Raw genomic sequence first — 236 nt, 5'->3', positions numbered from 1 at the left:
AAAGTCATCCATTATCCATTATCTTCTGGGGGCATTCAACGGCAAGGTTATAGGAGAAAAATCCCAGCCAAAACATCTGAGCATTAGTTATGTACGCCAAAATTATGAAGATAATCGAGGAACGTTGGCGGAATTTGCAGAGAAAAACCAAGTAGACTACCAAGCATTTTTGAACAACCTCCGAAAGCTTGGGATGGAAAGAGATGTTTTTCATAACAAGATTGAGCAGATGAGTA

The 236-nt window shown here is 39.4% G+C and carries 1 pseudogene; it reads left to right on the top strand.

Annotated features, from left to right (window positions below):
- Positions 1–236: pseudogene (locus ACSV5T_RS10370) on the top strand (Lsa family ABC-F type ribosomal protection protein); the annotation flags it as partial.

The organism is Veillonella sp. ZSJB6 (assembly GCF_051549505.1).
Lineage (GTDB): Bacteria > Bacillota > Negativicutes > Veillonellales > Veillonellaceae > Veillonella.
This window is presented reverse-complemented; position numbering and strand designations above follow the sequence as displayed.